21 protein-coding genes are annotated in these 24065 nt (G+C 39.8%); 11 read left to right on the top strand and 10 right to left on the bottom strand.

The window, feature by feature from the left end:
- Nucleotides 1-5 precede the first annotated feature (5 nt).
- Nucleotides 6-1985 carry a heparin-sulfate lyase HepC gene (gene hepC, locus BLS35_RS01120; RefSeq protein WP_090776941.1) on the top strand — a complete coding sequence of 660 codons (1980 nt, stop codon included), beginning with the start codon at nucleotides 6-8 and terminating at the stop codon, nucleotides 1983-1985.
- Nucleotides 1986-2062: 77 nt separating this feature from the next.
- Here the strand turns inward: hepC and wrbA are convergent, their stop codons facing one another.
- On the bottom strand, nucleotides 2063-3271 hold the full coding sequence (wrbA, locus tag BLS35_RS01115; RefSeq protein ID WP_207909063.1) for an NAD(P)H:quinone oxidoreductase type IV: 1209 nt from the start codon (nucleotides 3269-3271) through the stop codon (nucleotides 2063-2065).
- Nucleotides 3272-3368: 97 nt separating this feature from the next.
- Here wrbA and BLS35_RS01110 point away from each other — a divergent pair, with 97 nt between their 5' ends.
- The gene (locus BLS35_RS01110; protein ID WP_090776940.1) at nucleotides 3369-4151 is read left to right on the top strand and encodes an AraC family transcriptional regulator; all 783 of its coding nucleotides are present in this window, start codon (nucleotides 3369-3371) and stop codon (nucleotides 4149-4151) included.
- A 123-nt stretch (nucleotides 4152-4274) separates the two neighbouring features.
- On the opposite strand, the gene BLS35_RS01105 is transcribed toward BLS35_RS01110, so the two are convergent.
- Entirely contained in the window at nucleotides 4275-5246 is a 972-nt protein-coding gene (locus BLS35_RS01105; protein WP_090776939.1) for a 3-keto-disaccharide hydrolase, read from the bottom strand.
- A gap of 116 nt (nucleotides 5247-5362) precedes the next feature.
- On the opposite strand from BLS35_RS01105, the gene BLS35_RS01100 reads away from it, so the two are divergent.
- The 3 genes from BLS35_RS01100 (at nucleotide 5363) to BLS35_RS01090 (ending at nucleotide 8850) form a co-directional block, all read left to right on the top strand.
- Complete coding sequence (locus BLS35_RS01100) at nucleotides 5363-6313, top strand: D-2-hydroxyacid dehydrogenase family protein (RefSeq protein WP_090776938.1); 951 nt, start codon at nucleotides 5363-5365, stop codon at nucleotides 6311-6313.
- A 255-nt stretch (nucleotides 6314-6568) separates the two neighbouring features.
- The gene (locus tag BLS35_RS01095; RefSeq protein ID WP_090776937.1) at nucleotides 6569-8377 is read left to right on the top strand and encodes a response regulator; all 1809 of its coding nucleotides are present in this window, start codon (nucleotides 6569-6571) and stop codon (nucleotides 8375-8377) included.
- An 86-nt stretch (nucleotides 8378-8463) separates the two neighbouring features.
- Nucleotides 8464-8850, top strand: coding sequence for a magnetosome magnetite crystal formation protein family (locus BLS35_RS01090; RefSeq protein ID WP_090776936.1), 387 nt, complete (start codon nucleotides 8464-8466; stop codon nucleotides 8848-8850).
- Between the two features lie 29 nt (nucleotides 8851-8879).
- Here the strand turns inward: BLS35_RS01090 and BLS35_RS01085 are convergent, their stop codons facing one another.
- Nucleotides 8880-9398: a plastocyanin/azurin family copper-binding protein gene (locus tag BLS35_RS01085; RefSeq protein ID WP_090776935.1), complete on the bottom strand. Its 519-nt coding sequence runs from the start codon at nucleotides 9396-9398 to the stop codon at nucleotides 8880-8882.
- 64 nt (nucleotides 9399-9462) lie between these two features.
- The gene (locus tag BLS35_RS01080) at nucleotides 9463-10044 is read right to left on the bottom strand and encodes a MiaE family protein (protein ID WP_090776934.1); all 582 of its coding nucleotides are present in this window, start codon (nucleotides 10042-10044) and stop codon (nucleotides 9463-9465) included.
- A gap of 81 nt (nucleotides 10045-10125) precedes the next feature.
- Here BLS35_RS01080 and BLS35_RS01075 point away from each other — a divergent pair, with 81 nt between their 5' ends.
- A complete protein-coding gene (locus BLS35_RS01075; protein ID WP_132225898.1) occupies nucleotides 10126-10554 on the top strand; it encodes a hypothetical protein in 429 nt (142 codons plus the stop codon).
- Nucleotides 10555-10568: 14 nt separating this feature from the next.
- Here the strand turns inward: BLS35_RS01075 and BLS35_RS01070 are convergent, their stop codons facing one another.
- Nucleotides 10569-11954 (bottom strand): serine hydrolase, encoded by a 1386-nt coding sequence (locus BLS35_RS01070; protein WP_090776932.1) that lies wholly within the window; start codon nucleotides 11952-11954, stop codon nucleotides 10569-10571.
- An 87-nt stretch (nucleotides 11955-12041) separates the two neighbouring features.
- Here BLS35_RS01070 and BLS35_RS01065 point away from each other — a divergent pair, with 87 nt between their 5' ends.
- From BLS35_RS01065 to BLS35_RS01055, 3 genes are all read left to right on the top strand, one after another.
- Entirely contained in the window at nucleotides 12042-12680 is a 639-nt protein-coding gene (locus BLS35_RS01065; RefSeq protein WP_090776931.1) for a PAQR family membrane homeostasis protein TrhA, read from the top strand.
- A 155-nt stretch (nucleotides 12681-12835) separates the two neighbouring features.
- Complete coding sequence (locus tag BLS35_RS01060; protein ID WP_132225899.1) at nucleotides 12836-14194, top strand: hypothetical protein; 1359 nt, start codon at nucleotides 12836-12838, stop codon at nucleotides 14192-14194.
- 117 nt (nucleotides 14195-14311) lie between these two features.
- Nucleotides 14312-14746, top strand: coding sequence for a DUF3995 domain-containing protein (locus BLS35_RS01055; RefSeq protein WP_090776929.1), 435 nt, complete (start codon nucleotides 14312-14314; stop codon nucleotides 14744-14746).
- 10 nt (nucleotides 14747-14756) lie between these two features.
- Here BLS35_RS01055 and BLS35_RS01050 read toward each other — a convergent pair whose 3' ends face one another.
- A complete protein-coding gene (locus BLS35_RS01050; protein ID WP_090776928.1) occupies nucleotides 14757-15839 on the bottom strand; it encodes a calcium:cation antiporter in 1083 nt (360 codons plus the stop codon).
- A 182-nt stretch (nucleotides 15840-16021) separates the two neighbouring features.
- Between BLS35_RS01050 and BLS35_RS01045 the strand changes: the two genes are divergently transcribed.
- Together BLS35_RS01045 and BLS35_RS01040 are read left to right on the top strand one after the other, a co-directional pair.
- The gene (locus BLS35_RS01045; protein ID WP_090776927.1) at nucleotides 16022-17005 is read left to right on the top strand and encodes an aldo/keto reductase; all 984 of its coding nucleotides are present in this window, start codon (nucleotides 16022-16024) and stop codon (nucleotides 17003-17005) included.
- A gap of 159 nt (nucleotides 17006-17164) precedes the next feature.
- Nucleotides 17165-17935 (top strand): carbonic anhydrase family protein, encoded by a 771-nt coding sequence (locus BLS35_RS01040; protein WP_207909064.1) that lies wholly within the window; start codon nucleotides 17165-17167, stop codon nucleotides 17933-17935.
- Here the strand turns inward: BLS35_RS01040 and BLS35_RS01035 are convergent.
- Genes BLS35_RS01035 through BLS35_RS01020 form a run of 4 tightly spaced genes read right to left on the bottom strand, consistent with a single transcriptional unit; the run spans nucleotide 17930 to nucleotide 24032 of the window.
- Nucleotides 17930-18691, bottom strand: a complete 762-nt coding sequence (locus BLS35_RS01035; protein ID WP_371328232.1) for a glucosamine-6-phosphate deaminase — start codon at nucleotides 18689-18691, stop codon at nucleotides 17930-17932. The genes BLS35_RS01040 and BLS35_RS01035 overlap by 6 nt on opposite strands.
- Nucleotides 18692-18702: 11 nt before the next feature.
- The gene (gene nagA / locus BLS35_RS01030) at nucleotides 18703-19890 is read right to left on the bottom strand and encodes an N-acetylglucosamine-6-phosphate deacetylase (RefSeq protein ID WP_090776925.1); all 1188 of its coding nucleotides are present in this window, start codon (nucleotides 19888-19890) and stop codon (nucleotides 18703-18705) included.
- On the bottom strand, nucleotides 19891-22452 hold the full coding sequence (locus tag BLS35_RS01025; RefSeq protein WP_165973187.1) for a family 20 glycosylhydrolase: 2562 nt from the start codon (nucleotides 22450-22452) through the stop codon (nucleotides 19891-19893).
- A gap of 32 nt (nucleotides 22453-22484) precedes the next feature.
- Nucleotides 22485-24032: a family 20 glycosylhydrolase gene (locus BLS35_RS01020; protein WP_254778588.1), complete on the bottom strand. Its 1548-nt coding sequence runs from the start codon at nucleotides 24030-24032 to the stop codon at nucleotides 22485-22487.
- Between the last annotated feature and the right edge of the window lie 33 nt (nucleotides 24033-24065).

The following is a 24065-nucleotide window of genomic DNA, read 5'->3' as shown; positions in this document are numbered from 1 at the left end:
TAAAGATGAACGTAAAAAAAATCATCCTCTTACTAGCCCTTGCTCCCACCCTATTATTTGCGAAGCAGCAGGGTACGCCGGTAACTAAGGACAGCTTCAGCAACCTGAATCTGAATTATCCGGGACTGGAAGAGGTAAATAAACTTGTTGCAGCTAAGGATTATGAAAATGCTGCAAAAGCTTTATTAAAATATTATAGAAAAAGGGATAATGTTAAGCATCCTGACTATAACATGAGTGATAAAGCCAACTTTGCTGGCAAAAAACTACCGGAAGGCGTATTAGAAAAAGCTGATAAAGGTATGCTACACCAATTCTATGTTCATCCGGGATATGGATTTATTGATTATGGCCAGGACATCAACTGGCAACATTGGCCTATTAAAGACAACGAGATCCGTTGGCAGTTACACCGCATGTATTGGTGGCAGCCAATGGGATTGGCTTACTGGTCAACCGGCGATGAAAAATATGCAAAAGAATGGGTTTCACAGTTTCGCGACTGGGCAAAAAAGAATCCAAAAGGCTTGTCCAAAGAAAACGATCGCTTTGCATGGCGCCCATTAGAGGTTTCGACGAGAATTCAGGATCAAACTGGGACGTTCAACATGTTTGTGAGCTCTCCTAATTTTACACCTGATTTCCTACTCGAATTCCTTAATGTATATAACCAACAAGCTGATCACATCCTTAACAATTACTCTAAACAAGGAAATCACCTGTTATTTGAGGCTCAAAGGATTATTTACGCGGGCTGCTACTTTCCAGAGTTGAAAGCTGCTGATACCTGGAGAAAAAGTGGTATTGAGATCTTAAATGCAGAGATCAAGAAACAAATCTATCCTGATGGATTGCAGTTTGAACTTTCGCCAAACTATCACGTAGCCACCATCAATATTTTCTTAAAAGCCTTACGTGTGACTCAACTGACAGGAATGTCTAATGAGTTTCCAGAAAGCTACAAGAAAACTATTGAAGGAATGATCATCGCTTTAACTGACTTTTCTTTCCCTGATTATTCTTATCCAATGTTTGGTGATGCCAAATTAACAGGTAAGAAAGAAATGCAAAAGGAATACAAAGACTGGTTGCAGGTATTCCCACACAACCAGGTGATTAAGCATTTTGCAACAGATGGAAAACAAGGTACTGCACCAGCATACTTATCAAGTGCATTAAAAACTGGCGGTTTCTATACTTTTAGAAACGGCTGGAAAAACGATGCTACGGTAATGGTATTGAGAGCCAGTCCACCAGCATTCTTCCACAGTCAGCCAGACAATGGTACTTTTGACCTTTGGGTAAAAGGACGCAATTTTATGCCTGATGCAGGTGCTTATGTATACAGTGGTAGTGCTGAAATTCAAAAATTGAGAGATGCTTACCGTCAGACTAAAGTTCACAAAACCCTAACGCTTGACAATATCAATATGGATAGCTGCAATGCGAAATTAGTAGCTTGGAAAACTAGTCCTGCCGTTGACTTATTGGTATACAATAACCAGAGTTATAAAGAACTGAACCATCGTCGTAGTGTATTGTTTATCGATAAAAAGTATTTTGTGATTATTGATGAGGCTATTGGTGATGCTAAAGGTAATGTAGGTATCCATTTCCAGCTTGCCGAAGAAAGTGGTACGACTTTCAACAAAGCAAAAAACAGTGTGCAAACTGGTTACAAAGACGGCAACAACTTGTTGATCCAAACCCTAAATAAAGGTACTGTATTGACAGAAGAAGAAGGTAAAGTATCCTATAAATACCGTAAAGAGGTTGCACGCCCTGCTTTTGCCTATGAAAAAGCTAAGAACGACAACAATACAGTAAGTTTTACAACTGTACTTTATCCTTTTGAAGGTAGCAAAGCTCCTGAAATTAGTGTAAAGGAAGGTTCAAAACATAACCTTGCTAAAGGTATTGTTGATTTAATATTCACTATTAATGGCAAAAAAACTCAGATTACTGAGCAATTAGTGGCTAATTAATACTACCTATTATTATACAAAAAACGGGCTGTCGCAATAATGTGGCAGTCCGTTTTTGTAAGCATTCTTTTTTCTTTTTAATTCAGCTCAAATACGGCCTGTATTTCTACCGAAGAATTCATCGGCAAAGATGATGCCCCTACTGTTGCCCGTGTATGCATACCGGCTTCTCCAAATATTTCTACCAACAAGTTCGACGCTTCATTCATTAGCACCGCGTGTTTCGTATAGCCTGCTGGTGTATAAAAGAAGCCTGTCAGCTGTACAGCTTGCTTTACGCGATCCAGATCGCCACCAGCAGCCTGTTTCAACACCGCCAGCACATTTAGCAAAGTTTGTCGGGTAGCCAGTTTGGCCTGCTCTTCAGTAACTTCCTTTTCAATCATTCCTGGATGCTCCAGTTTACCCGCTTTCAAAGCAATTTGGTTGATGAATACCTGGTTTCCTACAATTTTAAAAGGTTTATAATTTCCTACTGGTGCCGGAGCATCTGGTAAAGTGATATTCAGTGCTTTCAGACGTGCTTCAATTACAGGCATTTTCATAGTTATATTTTCAGTTAGTTGATCCGTCCCTAAGGCCATACGCATCATTTTATACCCTTTGGCTGCTTTAGCTAAAGCATAACCTTGCAGGGCAGCTATGTGTTTTTCACCTTCAGACGGACGAACTGAGCCCGGAACACTGGCTAAAGAAGAAGCACCAAATGCTGTATTACCTTGTGCAATGCGCTTGTCAATATCTGCGGTCCCCATAATTCCTGTCGGGACAATCAGCATCCCATGAACAGCAAGTGTATTCCAAAAGGAAAGTATAGCCGCCTCCCTTCCGGCACCACTACCGGCCGACATGAATACCGTAGCGGGCATACCTTCCAGTTTACGGGCAGTCCAAATTCCTACTGATTGGTCTAAAAAGTAACGCATATCAGCACTCATATTACCAAAATGCACTGCAGATCCAAAAGCAATACCATCGTAATCCGGCAATTCGTCTATGCTTGCGTAAGGTATAGCAGCAAATGCTTTTTCCTTCTCTTTATCCAGGGCCTTAATCCTTGGCACCTGTTTTAACACGGCCTTTGCACCCGGTAAGCGATTCACCCCAGCAGCAATTTCTTGGCCCATTTTATAAGTTCCGCCGCTTTCTGTATTGAAAAGAACCAGTATTTTTAAACTGACATCTGCTGATTTCATATTTGTCTGAGCTTTTAATAATGCGCCGCTAAACAAGAACAATACACCTAGCAGGCTTGTTTTTAAACGCATAGAATTGATCATAATCATGTATTAATTATTTATATGGATTTATTGTGGCAAAGGTCTGTAAAACAATCTGTCGCCAAATATCTATATTTGCCAATCACATGTTATAATACGACAAATGGAACGTGCCCGATTTTGCCACTTAACCGTAGACGCGGTTCAAAAACAAGCTTATGTATGGCATGAGGCTGATTGGAAGTTTTCCGCTGACTGGCATTCGCACCATATGGGTCAGTTGATTTTTGTAGAAAAAGGGGTACAATATTTACATACCGCCGAACGGACTTATCTTTTACCTACCCACCATTGTGCCTGGATCCCGCCCGGTTTAGCACACCGTACGTCGAGCCCGGTCAGTCCTGTTTACCTGCGTTGTATTTTTCTAAGCCAAACGGCTGATGATGCATTTTTTAAGGAGCTCAACATTTTCCATACCCCTAAAGTTTTGAGAGAAATGATCCTGTTTACAGCGCAATGGTCCAGACTGGAAGAAGAAGATCAATTGGAACTTGATTTCCTAAAAGCCTTAATTGGAATCTTACCCATCACATTTCAATCTGCATTGCCATTGGTCTTACCTGTCCCGCAGAACCCGAGAATTGCCAGCATGATTGATTACCTGACTGAAAATATTGCCAAGGACATTAAAATCCCAGAAGTGGCATCAAAATACAACCTTTCTGCCCGCACTATGGAGCGCTTATTTAAGCAAGATATCGGAATCACGGTAGCAGGTTACATCAAGCTATACAAAATCATTAAAGCTGTTGAACTGCTATCCATTACCGGAGAAACCGTAAAAAGTGTGGCCGTTCAAGTTGGTTATGACAGCGTATCTACTTTTAGCAATACGTTTTATAATGTACTGGGCTTACGTCCACAAGACATGATTGTTGGATAAACTATTTAATACTGCTAAAGGCTTAAGAGCTTTTACCATCAGCTTACTCAGCAAGCTATGATAAAGAGAAAAGCGTGTCCAAAAAGTATGGACACGCTCTTCAATCCTTGAACAATCCCACCTTTACCTGGCAGGTGTAATTACTATTTTTCTATATTCTATTGGCTGATGATCTCCCTGAAGATAAATTGGTCCGGGTTCGCCTTCATTACTATCTAATGCACCACCAGTGATACCAGGTATTTCCTGATTGCTGATGATTGTTTTACCATTAGCGACTACAGTTACCATTCTGCCAACCAATGTAATATCATAGGTTTGCCATTGATCAGGACCAAGCGTTACCATTTCATTGGCAGTCAAAAATCCATAAATCCCACCAAATAAAACACTGTTAGGATGTGCATCTTTAGGACTGTCCTCTATTTGTGTTTCATAACGACCTCTCAAATACACACCACTGTTTCCGCCTTTTGGATATTTGAATTCGACATGTAGTTTAAAGTCTTCAAATTTTTGATCGGTTATTAAATTAGATCCTGGTTTTGGGCTGGTTAAAATACCATCTTTTACCACCCATTGGTTTTGGCCAGTAGCCTTCCAACCGGTTAAATCTTTTCCATTAAATAAGTTGATCGACTTACCCCATACCGGAGCGGCAGTTCTTTTTAAGTACGGAGCTTTTACGCCTTTCCAGGTATATTTTTTACCCTCACTTGTTACCATTGTACCTTGAATTCCATCGCCCACCAATTCGCCTTCAATCACAAGATTCTGGCTACCGTTTTCCCATTGTGGTGGAATCTCAAACCTGAATTTACCATTATCAAACTTTACCTCAGCAACCGGGCGGGCACTGCCAGAGGAAGCTACAAAATACCCTACTAAAGTACGAAAGCCTGAAAGCTTTACTTCCAGCCATGATGGTGCAGATTTTCCGTTCTCATCCACAGTGATGTCCCAACGGCCTATCAGATCTTTTGGCGCTACAGTTTGTGGTTTAACAGCGACTTTATTACCTGATGCAAATAAACATTCGGCCGAACCCACCATCAGTAGGCAACTCATACCGAATACAATAAGATTTTTACGCATAAAATATTAATTTTAGATTATCATTTGTCAACACAAGATATAAATTATTCTATCAAAATTACCCATTGAGAAACTTAATCAGCTGCGACTTGTTTCTCTGTAAAAAAAGAGCACAAATGAAAATACTTCTCCAAGTTGCAATATTAGATGATTATCAAAATGTAGGCCTTTCCTATGGTGATTGGTCTACCGTACAAGAACATGCTCAGGTAATTGTTTTTAATGACCACATTACAGATCAAGCAGCAATAATAAATCGATTAATGCCATTTGAAGTCGTCTGTGTGATGCGCGAACGAACTCCTCTAACCAGAGAAATTCTCTCTCATTTACCCAACCTTAAACTTATTATCTCGACCGGCCTTCGCAATGCTTCTATAGATACAAAAGCTGCCGAAGAATTAGGCATTGCCATTTCAACAACTGGTTATCATGCAAGTGGGGCACCCGAATTGACTTGGGCCTTGCTTCTTGCTATATCACGGCGTATTGTACCAGAATCAAGCTCCTTGCGGAACGGTGAGTGGCAAAAGGAAATTGGCATAGACCTGAAAGGGAAAACTATTGGAATTGTTGGTTTAGGGAATATTGGCAGTGTAATAGCTCGATATGCCAAAGCCTTTGAAATGGAGGTAGTTGCCTGGAGTGAAAACCTTACCTTAGAAAAAGCCAATGAACACGGAGTAAAACTAGTTAGTAAAGAAGGATTGTTTAAGATGGCTGATTTTGTAAGTTTACATTTAATTTTGAGCTCAAGGTCTAGAAACATCATTACCTCAAAAGAGCTTTCGTTGATGAAAGCAACAGCTTATCTTATCAATACATCTAGGGGACCATTAGTCAATGAAGCGGATCTTATTGATGCCTTAATGAACAAAAGAATCGCCGGTGCCGCCTTAGATGTATACGACATCGAGCCATTACCAACGGATCATCCCTTCCGTAAATTACCCAATTTATTAGCCACACCCCATATTGGCTATGTAACAGAAGATACCTATCAGATATTTTACGAGGATACAATTCTTAGAATTAAAGAATTTCTATCTTTACGAGAAACTAAATAACAACCTCATGGAGATACCACACTAATCCATGTTTTGTACATACGCCTCAAATCCCTAACAAAACAGCATCCAAACTCCCTATAAGATGAATTCAATAAAAAAATAATAGAAAAAACATTAAGTGTCGACTTTTGTTATGGTTAACCGACGAAGCCATTACAAACGCCACATCCAGCTTAATCATACCCAGATTCCATTCGTATTTTCTCAGCACCGCAATTACATTGTTTTTTTTATCCAATTAAAAAAATAATTATGATTCATCTATTTCAACCAATTGAAGATTTTGTCGTCAAATTAGCCAAGCCTGAAAGTGATCCTATAAATCAGGCTCGTGTTAAAATGCTCTTATACATTCTTATACTATACCTGCCATTTACGGCTATATTAACTGTCACCTATATTTTAAGTGGTCAGACACTACATTTGATGCGGGTTAGTGCCGTTTTCCTGGCCAGTTTAATGCTTTTAGGTTTAATTCGTTATGCCCGTGCCTGGCGATTGGCTTCTCATATATCACTTTGTTTGCTCACATTCGCCGTTTTGAGTAATTTATCGATATATGTCCAGGATACTAATGTAGAAACGCTGCAATTTATCTGGTTTGCCTGTGCCCTTAGCTTTTATATGCATGGTTTAAAATGGGGCTGGTTTTATTCGGCTATTAACATATTACCAATAATCATATACACTGCTATTGACAGCAAAAACTATTTCTACCTGGGAATAGGCCCCAAAGAAGTTAATCAGGCCACTTATCTATTTGTCACATCCTATAATTTCTTACTAATCGTCTATCTCCATTACTATTTTTTCAAAACTTTTAATCGTAACTTCATTAACCTGACTAAAACAAAAAATGAGCTAAAAGAGCTGAATGAGAAGCTAAGTACAACATTGTCCGATCTTAAAAAAGTATCCAATTCACGAATGGAGTTTTTGTCAACCATGTCACACGAATTGCGTACGCCCTTAAACGGTGTGATTGGTATATCCAATGCGTTATTACTACAAGACCCTCGTCAGGATCAGGAGGAAAACCTTTCTGTCCTTAAATTTTCGGCAGAAAACCTATTGTTACTCGTTAATAACATTCTAGATTTCAATAAATTTGATTCAGATAAGGTTGAGATGGAGCACATTGCCTTCGATCTCTCTATCTTACTAAAAAACAATTACTCAAGCCTAAAACTAAAGGCTCAGGAAAAAATGCTGGACTTAAGACTCGCTATTGCGGATGAGCTTGAAGATAAAATTGTAATTGGCGATCCTACGCGCCTAACCCAGGTGTTGGTAAACCTATTAAACAATGCAATTAAGTTTACAGAAAGTGGATACGTAGCCCTATCTACCGAAACCATTGAAATCACCGAAACGCTGATCACCATTCGTTTTACAATTGAAGATACTGGCATAGGTGTAGCGCTCCATAAACAACAGCATATCTTTGAGCCATTTACGCAGGCATCAACAAGTACAAGTCGTCACTATGGAGGCACAGGTCTTGGCCTTCCTATTGTTAAAAAAGTCTTAAAAATGTTTAATAGCGATATTCAGATCGTGAGCACTGTGAATACAGGTGCAAAATTCTTTTTTGACATCACCTTTCCATACCTTGTTGCCGATGCGACGATCATTCATAAGCCACTGGATACAAAGTATGAATTGGCTCATCTTAAAGTTTTGGTTGCCGAGGATAATCCAGTAAATATTCTAGTCATTAAAAAGACGCTTGAGCAATGGAATATAGTTCCAATCATCGCCGAAAATGGACTATTTGCATTACAAAAGCTAGAAGAGGGAGATTTTGATGTGATACTGATGGATCTTTATATGCCTGAAATGGATGGTTATGAGGTAACCGAAGCTATTCGTAGCCTAAGGGATAAAACTAAGGCAAATGTGCATATCATTGCGCTTACGGCGAGCGTAAACAATAATGTAGCAGAAAGGGTGAAAAATTCGGGAATGAACGACTATCTATCAAAACCATTTGATCCCCATCATTTATTCCAAAAACTAAAAAAAATAGGTATTGAGGCTCCAATAGTCTATAGGACATAAGAATTGTGCTAAAAACTTCTGTGGCATCATTATTGGAATATGTTCATCAGTCTACCAATAATTTACAATCTTAAAAGCACCTTAAAATGGAAACAAACAAACCTTTTAACCCAACGCCTGTTACCTCCGACAACGGGAAGACAGCTGCTATCCTGAGCTATTTCGGTATAATCTTATGGTTGATTGCCTACTTTGCACTGCATAAAGACAAAAAAACGGACTTTGGTAGCTACCATTTGAGACAAACCCTACTGTTTGCAATAGTGTCGACAGTTATATATTTCGCCCTCAGCTTTTTTCTAGGGATGTTAATAGCAACTACAGGTATGTTTGGGATTATTTACCTGGCCTATATTGTATACGCCGGGCTATTTGTGATCTGGATTATTGGATTTATAGGCGTTTTAAATGGGGAGAAAAAACCAATGCCTTTGATTGGTGAAAGAGCACAAACTATGTTCCCAGAGATTTAGAATCAGGAACATAGTAAGCGCTATTAATTCTATTGTACAATTAGCTTGCCTCTCATCGTAGCGGCATGTCCTGGAAAGGAGCAAATAAAATCATAAGTACCTTTTTCAGGGACAGTAAACTCAATTGTATCGGACTCTCCACCTGCAAGTAATTTGGTATGAGCGATAATTTTATCGCTTTCAGATTTAGGAATGTAGTCGTTATCCTTTGCTGTTAAGGCCTTTTTCACAAAATCATCAATATTTGTACCCTGTTTTAACAGGATAAAATTATGGCCCATTGCATTTCTATCCATTGTACCAATATGTGCAAATGTTAATGTAATTGGTTTTCCTGCAAGTGCCTTTAATTCTGTTTTGTCAAACTTCATCTGGTCGTGGGCCGATAAGCTTAAAGTATTGCTGATTGCTTCCTCCACTGGCGGAACCATCACATCTTCTACAGGTGTAGTTGCAGTTTCGCTTTTGTTTTCATTACCACCACCACACGAACTAAGTGTCAATGCAAAAACGGTAACCAATGCTGTAATACTAAAGATTTTTTTCATTTTCTTATTTTTAAATACAGCACTATAACATTGCTATCAGAGATATAGTTTGTTATAATTCAGATTAGCCATGAATGGCTTCTTTATTGCCAAAGCTTTGAATCAGCTCACCTTCAAATTCAAGCCATTCTTTCCATCTTTTATCCACATCAATATCAATGGTATATTTACGGGCGAAATTTAGAAACACAGTGTAATGCCCTGCTTCTGAAACCATTAAATCATAGTAAAATTTTGCCAATTCCTGGTCTTTGATATTTTGTGACAATACGCGGAAACGCTCGCAGCTTCTCGCCTCAATCATTGCAGCAAATAAAAGACGATCAATAAACGCATTGTTCCTACTACCGTCTCTACGACTAAACTTAACCAATTGGCCTACGTAATCATCTTTACGTTCACGGCCAAGTGTATAACCCCGTTGTTTAATGATGTCGACAACCATTTGGAAGTGCTGCATTTCTTCAATTGCAATAGCCGTGAGGGCTTCTACTAAATCCATATGCTCCGAATTATTGGCAATTAGAGTGATGGCATTCGTTGCTGCTTTTTGTTCGCACCAGGCATGATCGGTTAAAATCTCTTCTAAATTTGATTCAGCAATGTTTGCCCAACGTGGGTCTGTCAATAATTTTAATCCAAGCATAACGATAAATATCTTCTCCGGGCCAAAATTAGGAAAGATTTCAGTACCTATAGCTATATTTGAAAATAATCAAATATGTACGTGAAGAAAGCATTATTACTGTTTTTAGGGATGATTTTCATCCTATCTGGTTGTTCCAATAGTGAGTCTGGTCGTAATGAGACTAAAACATTATACCAGGCTATAAACAAGGGGGACACCGCTACATTTAAAATAAAACTGACCAACAAGGAGTTCTACGGCCAATATGAAATCAATTATCATGGGGCGTTTAAAGATTCTGGAGATGTAATGGGAATTGTTAAAGGGGATACTTTAAGGGGAACTTACCGTTTTCAACATTACGGAATAGAGAAATGGCATACTACTCCAATTGCTTTGTTAAAAAAAGATGAGCGGTTAATTATGGGAGAAGGCGCGCTAGAAATTTACATGAACATGCCTTATTTCAAAAAAAACATCCCAATCAATTATAAAAATCCAAAGTTTGTATTTGAAAAGATGCATTAGTATGCGCCCCTTATCTAAATCTTTTTACCCTCAACCTTTTTCCCACCCTGATAAAGGAAAAGTTTGCTAATTTTTCCTTTATCATCTTTTGTAAACTCAACCTTAGCTGTGACTACTTTTAAATAGAACATATTGTCTGATTCAGCAAAGATCTCGTTCTTTCCCTGTCCGGTGGCTTGGGCGAATAAACGACTTCCATCTTTTGTAATCACAAGAGAAAAACCAGGCGCCAATTGATATTCGCCCACATAGGTTAATAGCGTCGCGTCCGGCACGTTGATTTCTACAGGAGGCTTTTTATTTTCAAACTTCTCCGCTTTATCTGCGATTGGTTTGCCAATAGCAATTGCTGAAATCTTCTTGCCGATCTCATCGGGCGATTTGGCTGTAGAATTTGAAAGAACAACAACTAAAACCTTCTCTGCCGGCAGGTAATTGGCGTAAGATAAAAAGCCATTAATACCACCGCCATGTAGGATAATTGGGCTGCCCTGAAGTGAATCTAAAATCAATCCATAACCATATTTCGTTGCTTTACCGGTGCTTAAAACATATGGTTTCAATGCCTTATCAAGGCTTTCCTTTTTTATAATTTTATATGAAAAAAGTGCTTGATTCCATTTGTATAGATCACCAACGGTAGACATTAGTGATCCTGCAGCGTAAGGCAAGGTCATACTAAGCAAAATAGCATTACCTAAGCCTTTTGGTCCTGGATCATAACCGGCCGCCCTATTTTTAATAATTCGATCATTGTCGCCATAATAAGAAGTGCTCATATCAGCAAGCTTAAACACGTGATCTTCAATATACTTCCCATAGGGCATCCCAGTTATCTTTTCGATAATATATCCTAAGATGAAATATCCGGAATTGTTGTACTTAAACTTTGTACCCGGTGCAAAATCAACCGGCTGAGTTTTAATAATCTGAATGAGCTCAAGCGGAGTCATATTATTGGGCATCATTTTTCCAAAATCTGTCATCCCTGTATAGCTTTTTATACCAGAAGTGTGTGTAAGCAGGTGCTCTATCGTAATTTTAGATCCTTTAGTAGGATAATCCGGGATGTATTTGGTGATATCATCTTGTAAATTTAATTTCCCTTGCTCCAGAAGTTGCAGTATGGCGACAGCAGTAAACTGTTTTGTAACGGAGCCGATCTTGAAAACCATATCCGTTGTCATAGGGACATTCAACTCCAGATTTGCCATTCCAAATGCCTTCTTATAGATAACCTCTCCATTTTTTGCGACTAGCGCTACGGCACCTGTTTCACTAGGTTTAAACTGGGCTGACAGCAATTCATCATATTGTGCAGAAAAATCCTTGTCGCCCTGCGCAAAAGTCAGTAGAGTTGAAACAAGAAGAAGAAGAATTAGTTTGTAACGAAGCGACATAATTAAATTGGTTTATCTGAAGTTAACCAAATTTATCTATTTTTCCCATTACGTTAACTTTTACCTGTTTCAATTGTTACTTATTTGATGAAAGTAGTTAAGGAAAAGTTTACCAGAAAACAAGAGCTCCTCCATGGACTAATCCATGGTATTGGTGTGCTATTTGGTGTTAGTGGTATACCGGTACTCATCGGAATCGCCACAGCACACAACAATGTCCCTGCAATAGTCGGAGCAGGTATTTACGGCTTTTGTTTCCTCATGTTATTCACCTGTTCAATGGTGTACCATCTGGCACTAGAGTTTGGGGTAAAAAGACTATTTGAAATCCTTGATCACATCAGTATTTACTTTCTTATTGCAGGAACTTATACCCCTTTCTTACTGATCTATATGAACAATAGTTTCGGGATCACGTTACTTTGCCTATTATGGGGACTCACGCTTGTGGGTATATTTTTTAAGATATGGTATACGGGTAAATACAATATCATTTCAACAATCATTTACCTACTAATGGGATGGATGATGTTAATTGGCGGAAATAAGTTTTTTACAGCACTTCCAAAATCAGTGATTATCATGTTGTTTATTGGCGCCGGATTTTACTCAATAGGAACAGCGTTTTATCTATTTGGCAAACGACCCTATTCTCATGCATTATGGCATGCAATGGTACTGGCCGCAGCCATCTTTCATTATGTAGCAGTATTGCTTTCTATGTAGAGTCCTAACTATTCCTTATCAGGATCTTTAATGTCCAAATTATGAAGATAAATATCTTGTTGAGGATATGGTATTGTGAAAAAGAGCCTTCCATATACATACCTCTTTGGGTTACCAAACCCATTTTTCCGTATAAACGGAAAAGCTAATCAAGTATGCCTATCTCGAATCGATTGAAACCATTGACCTCCTTACCTTTCCTCATTTGTTTAGCACTATTGATGCTCAATGATTTCTATCTAAAAGAAGCCTTTCATAATACCTTCACAGGAAAGCTATCCGATTTCTGCGGGTTATTTATATTCTCCATTTTCTGGTCAGCTTTTCTGCCTAAACGCAAACTAGCGATATTTATCCTTACCGGGCTGCTGTTTATCTATTGGAAAAGCAGTTATTCTTCAACATTTATTGAATTTTTCAGCACTTATATCTTCCCCATTCAACGCGTAGTAGACCCTACCGACCTTCTAGCTCTGATCGTTCTGCCGTTGGCTTGGTATAGTTTAAACAGTTTTACTTTCAGCATTAACTTTTACCCTCAATTTATCGCGGCCTTGGCATTTTTCGCCTTTTGCGCAAGTAGTGCACCGAGGTATATACAAAGTTTCGATCAACCGCAGTATGTGCTTTTTAAATCTAATGTACTACCCGATTCCAATTATTATGAAGAAGATTTTACATTTCACCGTTTCGATTCATTACTCGTAGTTGAGGTAAAACAATTGGTAACTACCAGACGACCTGTTAAAAGCGACGACTACACCAAAAACCTTTTCCTTATCAGCCTGGATGAGTCCTTACATAATCAAATGCCCGAAATTGTAAAGCCAATGACTTTGGGAAAGATTACCTACCTCAGGCTTAAAACTCCAAATTATGAAGACTCAATCCGATTTAAGGGGAGCCGTTTGGATGGAAAGTTCATCAGGAAAAATGCCGATACTACATTAATAGAAGGTTATTATAAAAATGGGATCGAAGACTCCATCTGGACCTATCGGGAGCCTACAAATACTATCGTTACTAAAAAGACCTTCATTAAAGGAGAAAACACTCAAATTCAAAAATTCGAAGGGGACCGGATGATTTCTTCTGACAGGATTAATACCCGGGCAGACACGATTACCAGGAAATATATCCAACTTGCTGTATTGACGATGCTGGTCATTTTGGTGATCGTACTCATCGTAAAAAACTACCGCGCTACCTACCCGGAGGCAGTACAGATGAAATGGGGTTGGAAATATTTTCTATGCTTTCTCCTCCCTATTTCAGTTTGGCTGGCACAGATGGGCATTACTGTATTCATAACTGACCCTTATTCCACGTCTCTCGATTTTATTTTTAACTTCATTATAATTTATATCATTACGCTCCCACTTTTTATCATAATCACATCTTGGATTAAATGGAGAAAGAAAGTTGACATACTCTGGTATTGTTTGTTATTTGCATTGATGTACACCGTTTTTCTTGAATGCCAAATGTTAGTAGCGCTGTCTGCTATTGTTTAATCCATTTGATATGTTCTTAATGTCATATCAAATCAAACATTGATTTGTCGATTGAACAATTTCTTAGCTTAGTAGCTTAAGACTATACTATGGAATTCAAAAAAAATCTATAAAACAATGACATATGTACTAGTAGCTATTAACACTTTAACTTTTCTTTTCCTTTCATTTTTGCATATATATTGGGCTTTCGGCGGCACATGGGCAAAAAAAAACACATTACCAGTTAAGCCAAACGGAGCGCTAGCCTTAAACCCCAGTAGATTTGGAACCCTGATTGTTGGACTAGGGCTATTCATATTCGCATTCATTACCCTGGCAAATATTGGATTTGCAGACCAGCTGATAGAAAGAAAATATATTCATGTGGCGACTTATCTTATTGCAGGAATATTCTGCCTTCGTGCGATCGGAGATTTCAAATATGTCGGTTTGATGAAAAGTGTTAAAGGAACCGACTTTGCAAAGGAAGACAACAGATATTATGTTCCACTTTGCCTTATGCTCTCTATATTTAGTTTATCTATTCCATTGCTGACCTGCGGACCATAGAATAGTTTTTTTATGGCGCTATAATAGTAAATAGATAAACCATAAATATCACTAACAACACGATTCCCTGCAGCACATTAGTACGCCCAGTTGCCAAGGAAAGCATGATGGTAAACTGTGCCAATAGCAGCAATACAGTAGCCTTCATATCAATTCCCAACGTAATGTTCATCCCCGTTATGATAGATACAATGGCTACAGCTGGAATTGTTAAACCAATACTGGCCAATGCGGATCCCAAAGCAAGATTTAAGCTCGTTTGTAAACGGTTTTTTCTAGCTGCACGATAGGCTGCCAACCCCTCAGGCAGTAATACTACTGCTGCGATGATCACCCCTACTAATGATTTTGGCGCACCAAAATTCACTACCGCATTTTCTATATCAGGCGCCAATGCCTTTGCCAATAACACAACAACGCCCAAACATAAAACCAATAAAAACGTACTTAATAATGCAACCTTGTTCGTCGGTGGTGCAGCATGCACTTCCTCATCACCATCAGCATCCGGTGGTAAAAAGAAATCACGGTGCCTCATGGTTTGAACCATTACAAAAGCACCATACAGCACCAAACAAACCACAGCAACAAAGATGAGCTGGACCTGAGTGTATTCAGGACCTTCCTTACTGGTGGTATAATTAGGAAGAATCAGCGTCAGCACCAATATAGCAGTAAGCGTAACTAAAGCCGCACTTACTCCAGGTAAGCTAAACACCTGTTCTTTAAACTTTGCACCCCCTACCAATAAGCACAAACCAATAATTCCAGTTAAAATTATCATCACAGCAGCCAGAACCGTATCCCGGGCAAGCGCAGCCGTATCGGGACCACCCGTTAGCATCAGAGAGACAATCAGTGCGACCTCAATTACCGTAATGGCCAGTGCCAATAGCAAGGTACCAAATGGCTCACCAACACGATGGGCCACAACTTCAGCATGGTGTACTGCAGCAAGTACTCCTGCAATAAGAACAGCAGCAAGGAAGAATATATAGAAAGCGCCAAGATCTAGTGAGTTCCCAAAATAGGCCAACCAAGCTACCATCGGGGATATAATCGTCCATAAAGGCAATGGTAATTTTTTCTTCATCAATTTGGGATTAAGTATAAATAATGAGCATCAAACTAAAACTACAATTATTGTGCTGAAAACCACAAAATAGAATGTAACGATTTAAAATACTATCATTTTTATAATACCTAACTACTATTTATACTATTATGATGATGCTGATTTTTTAGGGAATTTTGCCCCGTCAAAAAAATAACAAAATGGAATACAGAAAATTAGGAAATACAGATTTAGAATTGTCAACGATTACTTACGGTGCATTTGCCATTGGCGGTACTATGTGGGGTGGAAATGCGCAAAAAGATTCTATTGAGTCAATCCATGCGTCTTTGGATAACGGTGTGACCACTTTAGATACCGCTCCTTTTTATGGTTTCGGATTAAGTGAAGAATTGATTGGAACAGCCTTAAAAGGAAAAGACAGAACTAAAGTACAATTGCTAACCAAATTCGGTCTCGTTTGGGATGGCAGCAATCAAGGAAAAGGAGAACATTTCTTTGATGTCGCTGAAAACGGAAAAAATATCCCAATCTATAAATTATCCTCAAAAGCGAACATCATAAAAGAAGTAGAAGAAAGTCTGAAACGTTTAAACACAGACTACATAGATTTGCTTCAACAACATTGGCCAGATGCCACAACGCCTATTGATGAAACTATGGAAGCCATGGAAAGCCTGATCAAACAAGGTAAAATTCGTGCAGCAGCCGTATCTAATCACAGTGTGGATTTGTTAAAAGAAGCCAGTAAAACATTTGCCCCTGCTTCAAACCAGGTAGCTTACAGTATGCTAAACCGTACCATCGAAGCTGATCTGGTTCCATACTCAGTAACAAACAATGTAGGAATCATCGTTTATAGTCCGATGGAAAGAGGTTTACTTTCTGGTAAATACTTCCAGAACGAAAAACTTAAAAGTGATGACCACAGAAACGGATATTTTGGTCAATTTGATTTGGAAAAAGTAAAGGTATTTCTGGAGAGTATTCGTCCAATTGCGGCAGAAAAGAATGCAAGTCTTGCACAATTGGTGTTACGTTGGACAAGTTTACAAAAAGGAATTACCATAGTATTGGCCGGCGCGAGAAATGCAGAACAAGCAGTTTCCAACGCAGAATCAATGAATTTTGATTTAAGTGCTGAAGAATTAAGCTTCATCAATTCAGAACTCAATAAAATTTAAACAAATTAAGAAAGATTTAAGAACAAATTAAGAAATCGGTTGTAGTATGATACAGCCGTTTTTTTTTGTACACTCAAGTAACATTAAAACCCTAATTTTTCTATATGCAATTGCTACTACACCAATGACGTCATGAAATAGATTTAAAATCATAACATAATGAACATTTCGAAAACACTAATGACCGCCCTACTCTTAGGAGCGACTGGTTTAATTGCATGCCAAAACAATACAAAATCTCCTAATGATATGGGAAAGAAGAAGGAAATAATTGAAATAGACAGCGATGAAGTACTCTCGGCAAAAGTTTTAACCGCCGAACAACAGGCGAAATTAACACCGGATACAGTGCTGAATATTCTAAAAAAAGGAAATGAGGATTTTGTTGCCGATGCCTTAACGATTCGAAATACTTCCACTAGAATTCGCGAGGCTGCACTGGGGCAATACCCTAAAGCCGTAATTTTATCCTGTCTGGATTCCCGTATTCCTGTAGAAGATGTGTTCCATCGTGGAATTGGAGATCTCTTTGTCGCTCGCGTAGCTGGTAATATTGTAAACGAGGATATCTTAGGAAGTCTGGAATACGCCTGTAAAGTCTCAGGATCAAAAGTCATTGTTGTTTTAGGACATGAGCATTGCGGAGCGATAAAATCTGCCATCGACGATGTTAAACTTGGAAACATTACAGCGTTACTCTCGAAAATTCGCCCTGTGATCAATGCAGATACCCCATTCGAAGGAGAAAAGACTTCTAAAAACAAAACATATGTCGATCATATCTGCCTCGAAAACGTAAAACTAAGTATCCATACGATTAGAGAAAAGAGTCCTATCCTAAAGGAAATGGAAACAAAAGGCGAGATCAAAATCGTTGGCGGTATTTACAAAATGGAAACTGGCAAAGTAGAATTCTTCGAGCTATTATAAAATATATTTACTGCTATCCGTATCCAGGAAAAGTACGGCCCCAGTATGCTTCCGCAGGATCGTAGAAGGGAAATCACTGCATATGGCCTGAGTTAAAGTATTCAAAACAGCTTGTGCTTTTGCGGTGCCCGGCACCACACAATTGATTACTTTAGCGCTCATTAAGAGAGGAATGGTTAAGGTCAGGGCTCGGGTAGGAACAGCTACGAGACTAGCAAAACAACCGTCATTAACCTGTTGTTGCCTGCAAGGCAGATCAAGCTCAACCACCTTTACCATTTCCGGATCATTAAAATTGGCTACCGGCGGATCATTAAAAGCAAGATGTCCATTTTCACCTATTCCCATACAAACGATATCAATGGGATGGTTTTCAAGTAAGCTGGCATACCGTTTACATTCGCTGTCAATGTCATCGACATTTCCATCCAGGTAATGAACCGACTTAAAATTGTACTTCGAAAATAAACGCTCTTTTAAAAAATTTCCAAACCTTTGGGGTGCATGCACATCTAAATTGATATACTCATCCATATGAAAAGCATTGACCTGCTCCCATTTGATATTCTCGTAAAAAAGCGCAGCCAAAAATTCATTTTGTGAAGGGGCTGCGGCGAATATGATGTTAACGCAATCCTTACTTTTCAAAAACACTTCTATCTCTTGGGCAAGTCGGCTTGCAGCCGCCGCTCCCATTAATTTTCTCGACTCGTAAATCTTAACTTCTGGTAGTTTTAAATCTTTTTCTAACAACACTGGATATCAAATTAAATTGGTTTTGTATATACTCTTTTTCCAGAAACTATGGTTTCCGTAATGTTTATCTCCCCGTCAAATATCACAAGGTCTGCATCTTTACCTGCCACAAGCGATCCTTTTCGGTCGCCAATCCCGATGATATTTGCAGGGCTAAGGGAGGCCATTTTAACGGCATCCTCAAGTGTGGCATCTGCCATCACCATCATATTCCTCACCAGCCGGTCCATCGTTGCCACACTTCCAGCAAAGGCAGTCCGATCCTTTAATTTGGCTACGCCATCTTCAACAATAACCTCCAGGCCATCGCGTCTACTTCCCAAAATACTTGGTCCGGGAGGCATGCCTGCAGCACGCATCGCATCGGTAACCAATGCTATCCGATCTGCACCTTTGATCTTGAGTACCAGTTTAAGCAAGGGGGCAGGAAGGTGAACGCCATCGGCAATGATCTCGACGGTCATGGCATCCAGCAGATATGCGCTTTCAATCACCCCAGCATAGCGGTAAGCATTTCGCCTCGAAACGCCAGACATGCAGGAATAAAAATGTGTAGCGTGACTAAACCCTTTTTCAAAGGCCGGCAATACTTCTTCGTAAATGGCATTGGTATGTGCAATGGACGGTAAAATGCCATTTCCACACAAATATTGGGCAAATTCCAGGGCTCCTTCAAGCTCTGGTGCTGCACTCCAGCGTCTAATAGATTTAGAACCCGCAATAATTTCCTGGTACTCCGCAGGTACAGGTGCCCTGATGTATCTTGGATCTTGTGCGCCCCTTTGCTCCATAGAGAAATAAGGCCCCTCAATATGTATTCCTATAAACTGTGCCCCTTTAGTATTTTTAGCATGAGCAGTTTCATATATGCTTAAAGTATCTAGCAAATCCTGGTGCTCACTGCTTAATGTTGTGGGCATGAGCGCGGTGGTACCATGTTTGGCATGCAACTCCGCAATGGCCAGGTAACCTTCAGACTCGTTATCCATAAAATCATGCCCACCACCACCATGTACATGCAAATCAATAAATCCAGGTGAAATATAATTCCCCATCGCATTGATTTCCACTGCGCCTTCAAACTCGATATTTTCGGCACTTACGGCTAAAATTTTTCCCCCTTCGATTAGGATACAGCCGCCATTAATCACACGATGTGGCGTAACTATTTTACCATTATATATCTTGATCTTTTCCATTTATAGTTCGTCATTTTTGGCAACCATCCCTCCCCTTCCTAAACTATTGAAGGCTCGAAAACGAAGCGCTTTTGATGTTGGTACAGGTTGTTGATACAGTTTACTTTTTACAGTTGGAACAGTACCATCAGTGGTGTAGCGGATCTGAAATCCAGGAATATCTGTATTGGCGCTAACCATTCCCGCCGTTGGGATTGCCGGTGTAGGAATTCTATAAGCATAGCCACCCGCATAATGATCCAGCCGGTTCAATTCCCTTCCCACCGATGTGGTCAGCCTATGCCAGTCCTGCTCATACAATTGTTTCGCTTTTGCCGTATCGGCTGATACCGCCCATTCTGGTTGTGCAGCCCAGGCCTTCTCTGACAGTGCAAGAAGCCTTGGCAGATACATGTATTCCAGTCGTTCGGCTGTTTGTACAGTTTCAGACCAAAGCAGCCCCTGGATACCATATATGTTCTGCTTTCCTGCCTCGGTTAATGGTTCAAATTTCTGAAGCATAGCTTTGGGTAGTGGCCGGTTCACATAATCTGTATGTTGGTTCTTCAGGTAATCGAAAGGAATAAATTTATACGCTTGCTCCAGATTGATAAAACCACCCCAATTAAAACCAGGCTCATCAAATTCCCTGACATAAGCCATATCGAAATAAAAATTGGTTACAAAAGAAAGGATGACCTTATATCCCGAATTGGCCAATCTATAGGCCAGATCTTCATTACCAGACATGTTGTTCCATACGTTTACATGGAAATTCCTGTCCAGGAATAAAGGGTTGGGTTGCCATTTTTTACCCCCGGCTATAGTTGATTTTCGCAATGCAGTTTCTTCCCAGCCAGAGAGATATAGTTTTCTTTGATCCAGCATGCTGGCAAGGCGGCCAAAAAAGTAGTTCCAAAGGTCTGTTGCGTCTTTGATTTCCGGATGCTTTTTTTTCAGTGCGTTAACAGATGGTGATCCTGTCCAAACCCCAGCGGGTACTTCATCTCCACCGAAATGTATCGTTTGCAAGGGAGCCCCTGCTTGTTTATACATATCTACGATTTCATCGGTCACTGTTTCCAGAAAATGATATACTGAAGGCATGGATACATCCATCACATGATCATTCCATTGCTGTACCGAACGGTAAACGGAAGTGTCTGCCATATCCCTCAGCAAATAAGCTTTTGCACCAATTGTATCACCAGATTTCATCAGGTTATTGTACCTGGCCTGCATCGAAACAATCGCAGCGCGGGCGTGCCCAGGTGTTTCTATTTCCGGAATGACATTGATGTGCCTTCGCGCTGCATATTTTAAAATTTCGATAAAGTCAGCCCTTGAATAAAAGCCGCTTCCCGATGATTTTCCAGCCAGTGGTCCAGATCCATAAGCAGGCATCAGACTGTTCTGTTCGTTAATGCCATGACCCCGGTTTGCACCTACACTGGTCAATTCGGGCAGTGCATTGATCTGCAAACGCCAGCCTTCATCGTCATTGAGGTGAAAATGAAGTGTGGTAAATTTGTATAGTGACAATAAATCGATCAACTTCATCACTTCCCGCTTAGATTGAAAGTTCCGGGCTACATCCAGCATAATTGCCCTGAAGCCAAAATTAGGACGATCTTCTACCGCAACACATTTGACTTGTATGGCTTTCGTCTTTGCATTTGTGGCATAAGCAGAAGGATCTAAAAGGACTTTTAAGGACTGTATCCCATAATGGATTTCACGTGGATTATTGGCAGAAATCAGGATACCAGATGGTAATACACTAAGTGTATAACTGTCTTTTTTAACCGATGGATCTTTTTTAAGCCGAATGGTTGCCTGCGTTTTACTCCCGTTCGTAACTGCCGGTCTTTTCCCGATCAACAATTTCAATTCATCAGCAAACAATTGCCCTTCGGCATTAAATTCAGGATCTGTTACGATGTCAACCGTATGATCAAGTTTAAAGTAACCAGGTCTTTCTTTGTAAAATAATGGACTGGGAAATATTTTCCGCTGTCCCCCTTTTTCAGTTTTTCCCCGTTCGTTCAATGCATAATGCTGTGCAGAACTAAGTTCCCGATCCCCAGCAAACCGATCCATTTTATGCGAATCTGCGGGAGTAGCTATTTTAACATTAGGCAATGGAATACCAATACTGGCCGCATTGTCCCACACCAAATAAAATCCTTGGGGCGCATCGCTCTTATTGACTACCCAGGAATTGGAAATGAATTGTTGTGCCATACTCTTGCCGGCAGCAAGCGCTTTAAAATCCTTACCTGGAGAAATATAGTAAAGACCACCATTGACATGAATGATTTTCAATTGCTCGGTTCCGACAACCGTACTTACTCTTTTACCAAGGTTAAAATAAATTCTCCAGCCCGTACTTGGAAAAGCTTCTTTCGCCCCATTCCGAATGCCAATTGAAAAAAGTGTCTGGTCTTTTCCGAGGTGATGGTTCTCGTAAACTTGCCAATGCATCTCCAGTCTGTCGGGTGTTGAATATTGCTGCATAGCAGCGTGGCCAGCCGTTCCGATCAAGAACGTAAAAAGCAGGTAGCTATATACTATTTTATACAATTTTATCATCTTTAAATGGTGGATAATTGACATTACCTAAGCCTTTTCAATCTTTGGAGCAATACCTGGATTTTTCCATTTCTGAGTTCATTCTCCTGTGCCATTTCGGCCGGATACATCACAGCTGAATTGAGTGCGATAAATTTTTTATCCAGTTCTTTGGTGTGCAATGCTTCAAGTTCGGTAATCAATGGCTTAAGTTGCTCTGCAGTCATTCCTGCCGCATTTGCCCTGGATTCTATAGATTGGTAACTGAGGTATTGTACACGGATAGCGGCCATTAAGCGGTAGTGCTCAAATTCCGTTACATTTTTTACTGGTTTGAGTTTCCCAAGGATCGATAATGCATTTCTTGTACTATCCAGCATCTGATCAATACTCAGCTCTGTATTGATCGGTTTTCCCTGTGTAATTTCATATGGAACAGTTGAGATCGCTTTCCAAAACTTCCTTGCGTCATTTTTTGACAGACCATACTGCAACTGGGCATAACTATTTATGAAAATATCTGCATCAAGTGGTTTTGCAGTTTTGATAGATTCCAGAAAGGCTGCGATCAGCATGTTAAACCCACTGATTGGGTATACACGTCGGATCGCATACAGATCAATGATGTCCCGGGTAGTTTCAAATACCGGCGAATACAATCCTGAAGTAGACCATGAAGTCATGACAATGCCTTTGTAGCCCAGCTCCTTTGCCATGGGAACGAAATCAGTAATGTTTTTAAAGTGTTTTGCCCACTGGCTAAGGAAATAATTATCCGGGTGACTCCTGATGGATGGCGCGCCCCAGATCTCGAAACCACTTTGCATCAGTTTTTGGTGGTCGCCAAACATATTGATATCCCATCCGTAGTTCCAGTCGATAAAAATGGTCTCTTTGGGTAATCCTTTCAATGCTTCAGGATATTTTAAGGCAATATCTGCCCAAAGTACCGGTCTTTTACCCAATCCAACCACCACATCGCAGAGCATTTTGATGTAATCTCCATATAGCCTTCCGATGCCAACGGCTTTAATTTTCTTTTTAGATTCTTCTGAATGGCCTAACAAATAGGTTTCATCACCACCAATATGAATATATGGAGAATGGTGTGTTGAAATTAAGTCTTTGTAAAGTGTGATAAATAGCTTCTTTGCCTCTGCCTCACGTATTGGATTAACCTGAGAGTAATCCTTCTGATCCTCTCTCAGGTCCTTATATTTCGGGTTTCTCAGGATGTATTCCACATGTCCAAAACTCTGTTGGAGCGGGATCACATCTAAATTGATCGTACCACAATAAGCGATAAAAGCTTTTACTTCATCCCTGGTATATGCAAAGCGATTGGCAATCAGAGGTTCTTCCTGAAAAGGGTAAGTCCCTTCCCATTCCATAACCAATGTATTGATGCCGCCTTTGACCAATTGCAAAGCCAGTTTTTTAAGTGCTGGCATAGGAATCGCCTGAATGCGCAGATCGAGATGAAATCCCCTTACTGGAAATGGCGAAACCGGATCGCTTATCTCTTTTTGAAATGCCTTTGCCTGCAGAAAAAATGTGCTTAGCAGCATCAGGAAAAATACTTTTATTTTCATCTATTTATTGTTTTTATCAATAATTTCCATCTT

It is taken from the genome of Pedobacter sp. ok626 (assembly GCF_900100435.1).
Classification (GTDB): domain Bacteria; phylum Bacteroidota; class Bacteroidia; order Sphingobacteriales; family Sphingobacteriaceae; genus Pedobacter.
Note: the sequence above shows the minus strand (reverse complement) of the source record. Positions and strands in the feature narration are given on the sequence as shown.